This window comes from Ferrovum sp. (assembly GCF_027317285.1).
In the GTDB taxonomy this organism is placed as follows: domain Bacteria; phylum Pseudomonadota; class Gammaproteobacteria; order Burkholderiales; family Ferrovaceae; genus Ferrovum.
This window is the reverse complement of sequence record NZ_DAHVHV010000061.1, coordinates 1-9975: the sequence shown is the minus strand read 5'-3', so window position 1 is coordinate 9975 and position 9975 is coordinate 1. Positions and strand designations below refer to the sequence as shown.

The window sequence follows — 9975 nt, the reverse complement described above, 5'->3', positions numbered from 1 at the left end:
ATGACCATGTTCGCCCCAAGTTCACACCTCCGGCTACACTACAGGTAGTGGCTGTCTGTGACAACCGGATAAGCACGCTTAAATGCTTCAGTCGTTCGATTGGCCAACTGTCCTGACAACAAACTACGGATTGAGTTATTCGATACCGCAATTCCCGGTCTAAGCCTTGAAGTACGCTCTTCGGGAGGGAAGACATACTACTTACGCTATCGAGACACTCGCGGACATCAGAGACAATACCGCATTGGTGACGCAAAATCCATTAGTTTTGATCAGGCAAAGAAAGTTGCGTCAAAACTACGCGGCCAAATCGCCCTAGGGATCGACCCCGCCACTGAGAAGACCACTCTCCGCCAAGTTCCCACCTTCACTGACTTCATGGAGCAACGGTATATGCCCTATGTGAAGGGATATAAGCGTTCTTGGCAGGCAGACGACTCCTATCTGCGAAACCACCTGCTGCCCGCTTTCGGCAAAAAGTACCTGGACGAAATCACCAAACACGATGTCATCCAGTTCCATCATGGAATGCGGACCAAGGATTATGCCCTGGGCACCTGCAATCGCTGCCTGATCATGTTGCGCTACGCCTTGAATCTGGCATTGCGCTGGGAAATCCCCGGCTTCAAGGCCAATCCCACCAAGGACGTGGCCTTGTTCGAGGACCTCAACAAGAAAGAACGCTTCCTGACCGAGTTAGAAGCCCAGAAACTATACGGAACGGTATGTCAGAGTGAAAACCCTATGCTCAAATACATCGTACCAATGCTGATCCTGACCGGTGCCAGAAAACGCGAGGTGCTGGATGCAAAGTGGGAGGACTTCGATGTGGTACGGAAGCAATGGCGGATACCGGTGACGAAAACAGGTAGACCCCGTCATGTCCCACTATCGGATGGGGTTCTGCAGTTGCTGGATTCGATACCCCACGATGATTGCCCCTGGGTATTCGCCAACCCCAAGACACGAAAACCATTCGTATCGATCTTCACGGCTTGGAACACGGCAAGGAAAAGGGCTGAACTGTCCGAGGTTCGTATCCACGATCTGAGGCACTCGTTTGCCTCGTTTCTGGTCAATGCCGGTCGGTCACTATATGAGGTGCAGAAAATCCTGGGGCATACCCAAGTCAAGACAACTCAGCGGTATGCTCACCTGAGCCAGGACACGCTCCTCGATGCCGCCAATGAAGTATCCAAGGCAGTGCCTCTGACACTGGCCATGCCAAAGACCGTCGAGCAGGTGGCGTTGGTGCGGGTGTGACTTGGCTCAACCATCCTGGACAAAGGTCCGGGATGGTCGGTTCTTGGGGTTAGTGCGTGGTCGGGCCGAACAAGTCGTTCAGGCTCTTGGCATCAAGGATCTGATACAGCCACCCGTCAATTTGCTCAACCGTGGCAGCCGAAATCTTCTCCAGAACATCTGCCGGTATGACGCCAAACCGTCTGGTCAACTGCTTCTGCAAAGCCAAAGCCTCACCTCTCACCTCACCCCTCGCCTCACCTATTGCCTCACCTATTGCCTCACCTTCTGCCCTATACTGATGCGCCCATTCTTTCATTCGTTCAGATAGCATAATTCTCAGTTCCTGTAAATCGTCCACCTCTGGTAAGAGTATACGGTACTCCGGTTTCCGCATCAACGTGGCCCTGAGCCAGCGGGCAATCATCCTACGCAGGCCAGACTGGTCCACCAACCACACCTCCAGCAGAGCAATCAATTCTTCGATCTTTTCCGAACTGACGGGATGCTCAAACCGAAACACCGCCGCCACCAGATTATTGAGCGGGGCCAGTTCGCTGTCGGGGTAGTCGTTCTCGTCCACCAGCAGGTATTTCGCCCTGGGCTTGAACTGCTCCACCAATCCCGGCACCGGCGGAATCAGATCAAATACATCCCTTACCGCCGTCCAACGCTGGCTGCCGTTGTACAACACAATGGGCAAGACTGGCGGCAGGCGTCCATCGGACAATACCAGTCCCTGCTTGATCAGATCCTGATAGAGCAACCCCTGATACACCATCATGCGCAGGGCCATGTATTTGTCCACCGTACTCTGAAACTCGATGAGCAGATACAGATAAGCCCACTCCCCACCCACCTTGATCCGCCAGACGATGTCATCTGCCCTTGATTTGAAATCCTCGGTGATGTAACTGCCGTCCACCCTCTCCAGCGTCGCGTAATCCAGACTGTGCAGCCACTCGTCCGGCACAAATCCCATGATCAGGTCACGCACCATCTCCGGGGCAGAAAAAAGATACTTGTAACTGCTGTCATGGTCGAGGCTCATCCGGGCATTCTACCAGCCTGGTTCTTGGTCGAGCCCCCCCCACTCGAAAAAATTCCCCTTGATCAGGCTTTGACGATTTTGGCAAGACCGCCGAGCTAAACTCAATGTAGAGAGATTGACAAACCACCTCTCCGAACCGCGTGCAGGGGACTTTCCTCTGCGCCACTTAAACCGATTCGAGGCTAACCCTGCTTCGAGTGAAAAAGAACAAGGAGAAGGTACCCCTATGACCCAAAAACCGAACCCATTGAATCGCACCGGCAACAAGACATTCCTTAAGGGAGCCGACCCGGAACCGCCAGACGTTTTCTCCACAGCCAATGACCGGGCGCTGGGCAACATGGATGACTTCATGGACTGGCTTGACCTTAAAACCCGGTGTCAGGGCAAGGAAATCCAGTTCCTGAACCCGAAACGAGACGATAACGACTTCGGCTCCGCCAGCATCAATTCCGAGACCGGGACCTGGGCAGACTTCGCGGATGAAGAGGCCAAGGGAGGTGACTGCGTGAGTTTTGTTGCTTACCTTCGGGATCTGTCCCAGGTTGAAGCGGCCAATCTGATCATCCAGGAATTTTCCGGGTCTGCCCCACCCCCAGCACCCCCAGCACAGCAAGCCACCAGGGCACCCAATGAGGAAGCGCCGCTGCTTCCCATCCCCCCCAATGCGCCGCCTATACCGCAACGGTTTGGAAAAGGGCTTGGAAGCCCGTCGAAGACGTTCACGTACAGAAATGCCGAAGGAGGCACGCTTGGCCACATCCTTCGCTTCGACCCGCCTGGAGGGGGGAAAACCATACGTCCCCTGACCTTGTGGGAAACCAATGGCACCCTGCAGTGGAAGATAAAAGGCTTCCCTGTCCCGCACCCACTCTATAACCTGGATCAGCTCGCAGCACGACCCGATGATCCTGTCCTAGTGGTTGAGGGAGAGAAATCTGCGGATGCCGCCAAGGACCTGTTCCCCGATTACGTGGTTACCACAGCCATGCACGGGGCCAAGTCCGTTGGCAAGGCAGACCTATCACCGCTGTTGGGACGGAAAATTCTTGTCTGGCCCGATAACGATAAACCTGGCCAACGGTATGCCAGAGAAATCGGAGAGGCCCTGCTGAAGCAAGACAAACTGACCAACGTGACGGTCATGAAACCGTTGGCTTACCTGCCTGAGCTTTGCGAGGATGACCAACTCAAACCCTTGACCGATCCACTCCCACAAGGCTTTGATGCCGCCGATGCCCTGGCGCTAGGTTGGACGGCTGAGTTGCTGGCTTTGGTTCCTGCGGAAGACCTCTACAAGCCCCCAATGATGTCTGGGACCGCGTCAAGAGCGACCGGCATGCCAGAAGATGTTGCCGCAATCGTTCATGACCATTTCGGAGGCAACATCATGTTCGTTAATGGAAGTTTTCTGGGGTATGAACATGGGGCATGGTCGGCGCTGGATGAAATGGCAGAGGTATCAGGGGTCATCGCCAGACATTTCGGCAAGAATGCGGATACGGGAATAGTGTTCGGCACCCTGGGGCTAGTCAAAGTGTTCCAGGCACGCAAATACGAGGATTCGACCCCAGACCTTAACCTGATCTGCCTGAATAACGGCACACTCAATACCAGCACCTATGAACTGCTCGATCATCGCCCAGAGCATCATCTACGCTGCAAACTCTCTGTTCAATGGGATCCGGAGGCGCAGTGCCCACGCTGGCTCCAGTTTCTGGATGATGTCTTTGTCTGCGACGCCGACAAGGCCCAGAAGATCCTTTTCGTGCAGGAGTGGTTCGGGTATTGCCTGACACCGGATAACAGCCAGCATAAGTTCGTCTGGATGGTTGGGTCTGGGGGCAACGGCAAATCGGTGCTGCTGACCACGTTGACCCACTTGGTCGGACGCAGCAATGTCAGCAATGCCCACATCGAAAGGCTAGGGGACAAGTTTGTTCGTGCTGAGTTGGAGGACAAACTGATCAACATTTCCGCAGAAATGAGCGCCAATGCGACCCTATCCGATGGCTACTTGAAGTCCATCGTGGCGGGGGATGAGATCGAAGCCGAGCGCAAGTTCAAACCATCGTTTTCCTTTCGGCCCTACGTCAGGCTGATCGGCGCGACGAATCATCTGCCACGGTTGCGGGACCTGTCCGAGGGATTCTTCCGCAGAGCGATCATTCTTGGGTTCAACCGGCAGTTCAGCGAGACAGAGCAGGATCATGCCTTGGAAGCCAAACTCGATGCCGAACTTCCAGGAATTCTGGTTTGGGCCTTGAACGGCCTCAAAAGTCTCCGTAACAGGGGGCGCTTAGGGATCCCACCGTCTTCGGTTGCCACACTGAACCAGTACCGGCATGAGTCCGACACCGAAAAAATGTTCATTGAGGAGTGCTTGCTCATCAGTACCGATAACTCTGGCAGGACATCCCCTTCAGAGTTGTACGAGATCTATACAGCCTGGTGCCGATCAAACGGCTACATGGCGCGAAACAAGGTTAACTTCGGCAAACGCCTGGCTGAACTGGGCATTGAAAAACACCGCAGTGGAGGCAAAGATTACTGGTGCGTAGGGATATTGTCGGACGACCTTCCCTATCACTGTGGATACCCGTCTCTGGGCAGTATGGGCATCCCCTTGGGCAACTCTCCGGCAGAGGGTTCGGGATATGCCCGCCAGTTCGACATGTAGCGAGTTCTGTGTGAGATGTGTGGGATGCGTGTGGGCAGAATTTTCCATCTCACACAGCCTCTAAGCCAATAAACACGGGCCTTACAGCCAAAACGTGTGAGATGTGTGAGATGATTTCCATACCGCGTTCCAGGAAAAAAGAAAGATTATTGCTTGGCCCAGGAATGAACCAAAAACCTTGGTATTACCCTTAGGGGGACTTGTTCATTTCATCTCACACATCTCACACGTTTTGCCTGAAACCCCCGCCACCAAAGGCTTTGCGGCTGTGTGAGATGGAAAATTCTGCCCACACGCATCTCACACTGCCCACACTACCAGCAGTGCCCGCCCTCACCTCACTGCCGGCCCCCAGCCCGCCCCAGTCCAACCCTTTCCCCTCGTACCCCCTGGCGAAAAAAGCCCTGTCCGAAAACAGGGCTCCTCTCCCAAGCCTCTCACCCAGACAAACTGCTTGCCGCAAGGTGAATCACCCAGCACAGAACCAGCAGCCAAGCCACCCCAACCAAGACCATCAGTATGGGCGTCCCCACCGACCAGACCAGGATTTTGAGTATCATGCCGCCACCTCTTCTCGCGCCACCTCTTCTTCTTGCGTCACCCGTTCCTGGTTGGCAGACCCTCCCCCAAGCCTGGCTGTCAGCCTGGACTTGACCGCAGTCACCTTGACCACCTCGTTCCCCTCGTTCACAGCCCCAACCTCGGTTTCCGGGAAGAACTCCTCGGCAATGGCCACGCCTTCCTCCTCGCTGTCCTCGAAAGCCCCATTCCCCAGCCCCTGCTTGGCCACCCGTTCCAAAGCCTTGATGTCCACCCCAGCCTCAGCCACGCTCTGAGCCTCGCTGATGGCCTGGGTCACGGCTTCGCTGAGACTGACCCCGTCGCGTAGGCACAGGTCCACGTAGTACACCGGAGCCCGGTGACTCTGGGTGGTGGACTTGGCTCTCAGCTTCAGTTGCAGGGGCAGGTACCGGCTATTCCCTTGGCTTGCCGCCTGGAAATACTGCAAGCGTGCCGACAGAGTACGGATAGAGTTGAACCCCGTGGTGCGGAAGATAAAACTGGCCAGTTCCTCGTCCTGTCCCTCGATTTGAACGTTTAACCTGCCGTAGGGTTTGCACCCCGCCTTTGCGCCAAATTCACAACCCTCTGGACCGGGACAGACACACCCCACAATCCCCTCTCTGGTCACTCGCTTGGCGCTTTCCCCGTCTCCAACACAAACAGGTCTGCCCGTGGTCCGGTCAAACAGACTGTATTCGGCCCTGAGATTCAGGTCGCTACTATTGAACAGCAACTTCACCGGAATAGAGCGGATCTTGCCGTGGTTGGCCGTCTCAGAAAGCTTCTGGTGGAGTGGGTGCAACAGCCAGCCGTCCCGGTTCTGGACTTGGGTGGTGATGGTAAAAGCGTCGTCCTTCTCAGGCAAACGCTTGCCGTTTTTCTCGACAACCTTGCCGATGGTGATTCGCCCCAGCACTGGCGGGGTGATCGCTAAGCCCTTGATCATGGTAATTCTCCTTTCAAAACGACCAATAAAACGCCCCAGACAACAACCGTGGCTGCTGTGCCGGGGCGACTGTGCCTCTACCTCCCAACCTGAACCAGAAACCGCCTGCTGCCCACCCTGGTGCTGACATACTTCGCCACCAGACTGGGATGTTCCTCAGCCAACTGTTTGAAGTCCGGGGTACTTGAGTCCTTGGCTTTCCTCCAGGTCACCTTTCCTTGCTGGAATACCGCACCGCTGGCCTCCCCCAACTTTTCCTGCAACTGCTGTTTCAGTAAGGCTTCCCTGGCCTCAGTCTCGTCTTTCTGCTGGCGGGTGGTCAGGTAATCCGCAAAGAGAGTATTCATTGCCGAATCCTCGCTATAATCCAAGACCTCGCCACGTTCCCTTGGATACATCCAGGCCAAGGCTCTGCCGCTGCTCTCCGTTCCGTCAGGACTGGGAGGTATATCGTCAATGACGTGCTGCCAGAACTGCTGCTCCAACTGGATCAAGGCGTTGATCTGGTCCTCGTCCCGGTCGATACGGAAGACCCTGAAGTCATTTCCTCCAATTAAAACCGCCACGTCGCACCAGGCCTTGCCCGTCACCGCCAACTGGTGCAGCACCTGGCACTGATACACTTCGGGGACGCCTTCCTCCCAGTAACCCTCGCTTCTGGCCCCCGCTGTTTTCACCTCCAACAAGCCACTACCGTCCGTGGGGTGAGCCACGACACGGTCAAGGTTTACCAGCATGAATGGGTGCTTGGGGTGTTGCAGCACCGCGTTGAGCCTCCGAACCTTGGCCCCAGTCTTTTCCGCATAGACGTTGGCAATGATGGCTTCCAGTGCCACCCCCCAGTACACAGCGTCGTTGGCGGACAGGTCGTCGGCTGGCTTCCTTCCCGTTTTCTCCAGCCACAGTTCCAGGGGACTTTTGTACGGGGACAGGCCCACCGCAACCGCAGCGTCACTGCCCCCGACACCGTTTTTCCTGACCGAGAGCCATTCCTCCCTGCCCAGAGCCTTGGTTGAAACCAACCTTACTGCCGAGTTTGCCTTGCTCATTTTTCGCTCCTCAGATGTGAAAAACCCACGCCATAAGCCAAGCTCATGAACGTGGGTTAGTGCCAGAAACGCCTGTGCTGCACGTTTTTCCGTGGGTGGTAATGGCCTACGCCGCCATCGCCAAGGCCTTCTCAAACGCCTTCTGTTTGATCTGAGCCCCCTGTCCAAACCACGCCGAATCCAGGCGATAGTCCTCGCTTCTGGCTCTGCGGGAATGATCTACGTAGTCGGTGACCGCATTGACCAAACCCCAGGCCGTACCCGAGGCCGAAGCCAGGGTTGAGCCTTTGCCTTCCCCGGAGTAAAGGGCATAGACCGCCTGCAAAGCCTTCTGGTTGGGCTGTTCCTGCAGGGGCAGAGTCGGATCTCCCAAGACATCCACCAGGAAATTCATGGCTTCAAACTTGTTGGTCTTGCGCTCAGCCAGTTGCTTCATGGAACCCATGAACTCGTCCCAGGCTGAAATACCCAGGCCCAACGCTTGCTTGACTTGCCTGGGGTCAAAACTGGTGGAGTGAGGGACCTTGACCGCACCTTTGCTGTCACCCACGGCCATTTGCAGCGTGTTATTGCAGACCACCCGGACACTGGTGAATTGCGCCGTGGTGGCCAGGGTGCTGTCACAACTGGTGGCCAGGAGCAGGTAAGCCTTGACCCGATCCCCGCCTTTGAGCAGGGTTTCCTGACCCGTTTGGGCCAGTGCCCAGAGTTTCCTGCCTTCCTTGAGTACCCCCGCACTTTCAAGCTCAAAGCCCCCCACCGAGACCAGGTCACGGTAGAAACCCAGGACCTCCCCAGGCTGGACAACCTGGTACCGTTTGGAGACCACGGACAAAGCCTTGCCGGTATCGGAACGGTGAAGAACTTTGCTGTCAGCGTAGGGGAGGATCTTGTCGTCCGCCCTGTACAGAACCTCGGACTCCTTGATTTCCCAGTCCATGCCTGCCTCACGTTGCCAGACTTCAATGGGCTGATTTTCGGGAAGTTGCTTGCCCAGCCCATGCCACGGGGTGTCCCCGACAAAGGCCATGTTTTCGACTGAATGAGCCATGATCATTTTCCTTTTTGAAATGAGAAAAGCCCCGAAAAGGGGGCTGTGTGGATGCCCCGAAAAGGGGGCTAAGTGATTTCCCAGTGAGGGGGCTGCGAGGGGCTACGCCATTTCCCCGTAATATCGGGTGATGAAACCGGCTATGGCAAGAATGACTGTAAAAACAAGTTGTTTGAGAAAATTCATTTGAGGCTCCTGGGTGAATAGACGGGGGGTACTACACAGGTCTTATACCAAGGAAGGTGGGGATTATTGAATTGGCGAGAAAAAACTGGCCGGTGAAGCGGGGCCAATCTGAGTGGGAGCAGGGCCTACTCTGAATGGTTCTGCTTCTCACTACATATAATAGAGGGTGGCTCCTGCCCGGCAGCCCTTTGTTTATAGGGCTTCGCAGGTTTTAGCAACCCACGAATTTCTGAAAAAACGTGGGTTCCCAGCAGGTGACCAAAGCGAGCATTCTGGACGGTGACAAGTTTTCCGGGAAATAATTTATTCATCCATCGTCAAACCCAAACCAAGAAAAAATATTTCATTGAAACAGCGCGTTAAGACCATAACGCCCCATTTTTTCAACAAACTATCGCCTAAAATAAGGTATGGAGGGGTAAAACGATTCCCCAAAAAACCTCAACTTTCAGGAGAAAATCATGACCATTCATACCAACACCAACGCAGTGCGTGCCGCCGTTCATAGAGTCGGGGGTGCCACCCGTGCCTCTAACATGCTGGGCGTCTCCAACGCCTCCATTTACAACTGGATCAAAATGGGTCGGATACCCAACTTCGAGCTTGCTCAAATATTGGCCAATGCCACTCGGATGAGCGTCGAATCCTTGCGGCCAATGAAGCCAGTATACAAGTCCTGGTTTTGAGCGGGGGCGATCATGTCTCTGTTCCTGCTTCTATGTTCGATAGTGGTGATGGTTCTGTCCCTCTATTTCTGTCTGACCTGTTGACCCCGGCCCATAAAAAACCCCGTCTCCATGTGTGAAGCGGGGTTTGTTGGATTCAACCGACCGGTTCCGTGATCAGTTCAGTTTCGCTTTCTTGGCCTTTTTTTCTTCCAAAGCGTAAACGGTAACGGAACGGCGTTGTATTTTCCCGGATAATTTTTCCGCATACTTCTCTGCAGATTATGACACGGGAGAGCAGGTATGGAAACCAAGCGTAGCAGGAGAATTCGCCACAGCAGGCAGAACTGGCAGGGGTTCGTGTCCGAGTTTCTGACCAGTGGTCAGGACTGCAAAAGTTTCTGTCGGGATAAGGGATTAAATCCATCCCGATTGATACGCTGGCAAGGGGTATTTCGCAATGGGATTTCCCCTGCCATCAGCCAGATGCAACCCGTAGGGTTTTTGGATCTGGGTACGCTGCCTGCCCCCGAACCTCAAC

The 9975-nt window shown here is 54.9% G+C and carries 9 protein-coding genes and 1 pseudogene; 5 read left to right on the top strand and 5 right to left on the bottom strand.

All coding sequences use genetic code 11. The annotated features are described in order from the left end of the window. Positions 1 to 99: 99 nt before the first annotated feature. Positions 100 to 333, top strand: a pseudogene (locus M6F29_RS12590) (integrase arm-type DNA-binding domain-containing protein); the annotation flags it as partial. 60 nt (positions 334 to 393) lie between these two features. Next, entirely contained in the window at positions 394 to 1263 is an 870-nt protein-coding gene (locus tag M6F29_RS10330; protein ID WP_524537730.1) for a site-specific integrase, read from the top strand. 49 nt (positions 1264 to 1312) lie between these two features. Here M6F29_RS10330 and M6F29_RS10325 read toward each other — a convergent pair whose 3' ends face one another. After that, positions 1313 to 2293 carry an Rpn family recombination-promoting nuclease/putative transposase gene (locus M6F29_RS10325; protein ID WP_298159443.1) on the bottom strand — a complete coding sequence of 327 codons (981 nt, stop codon included), beginning with the start codon at positions 2291 to 2293 and terminating at the stop codon, positions 1313 to 1315. A gap of 226 nt (positions 2294 to 2519) precedes the next feature. Between M6F29_RS10325 and M6F29_RS10320 the strand changes: the two genes are divergently transcribed. Continuing rightward, complete coding sequence (locus tag M6F29_RS10320) at positions 2520 to 4973, top strand: phage/plasmid primase, P4 family (RefSeq protein ID WP_298159441.1); 2454 nt, start codon at positions 2520 to 2522, stop codon at positions 4971 to 4973. A 437-nt stretch (positions 4974 to 5410) separates the two neighbouring features. Here the strand turns inward: M6F29_RS10320 and M6F29_RS10315 are convergent, their stop codons facing one another. The 4 genes from M6F29_RS10315 to M6F29_RS10300 all read right to left on the bottom strand — a co-directional run bounded on the left by M6F29_RS10315 (position 5411) and on the right by M6F29_RS10300 (position 8583). Further along, positions 5411 to 5533 (bottom strand): hypothetical protein, encoded by a 123-nt coding sequence (locus tag M6F29_RS10315; protein ID WP_298159438.1) that lies wholly within the window; start codon positions 5531 to 5533, stop codon positions 5411 to 5413. Beyond that, the gene (locus tag M6F29_RS10310; protein ID WP_298159435.1) at positions 5530 to 6483 is read right to left on the bottom strand and encodes a recombination directionality factor; all 954 of its coding nucleotides are present in this window, start codon (positions 6481 to 6483) and stop codon (positions 5530 to 5532) included. The genes M6F29_RS10315 and M6F29_RS10310 overlap by 4 nt, the downstream gene beginning before the upstream one ends. A 77-nt stretch (positions 6484 to 6560) precedes the next feature. After that, the gene (locus M6F29_RS10305; protein ID WP_298159432.1) at positions 6561 to 7532 is read right to left on the bottom strand and encodes a YqaJ viral recombinase family nuclease; all 972 of its coding nucleotides are present in this window, start codon (positions 7530 to 7532) and stop codon (positions 6561 to 6563) included. Positions 7533 to 7638: 106 nt separating this feature from the next. After that, complete coding sequence (locus M6F29_RS10300) at positions 7639 to 8583, bottom strand: TIGR03299 family phage/plasmid-derived protein (protein ID WP_298159429.1); 945 nt, start codon at positions 8581 to 8583, stop codon at positions 7639 to 7641. A gap of 647 nt (positions 8584 to 9230) precedes the next feature. On the opposite strand from M6F29_RS10300, the gene M6F29_RS10295 reads away from it, so the two are divergent. Together M6F29_RS10295 and tnpA are read left to right on the top strand one after the other, a co-directional pair. Continuing rightward, the gene (locus M6F29_RS10295) at positions 9231 to 9455 is read left to right on the top strand and encodes a helix-turn-helix domain-containing protein (protein WP_298159427.1); all 225 of its coding nucleotides are present in this window, start codon (positions 9231 to 9233) and stop codon (positions 9453 to 9455) included. Positions 9456 to 9737: 282 nt separating this feature from the next. Beyond that, positions 9738 to 9975 (top strand): IS66 family insertion sequence element accessory protein TnpA (gene tnpA / locus M6F29_RS10290; protein WP_298159425.1); only part of this gene is annotated, 238 nt, incomplete at its 3' end.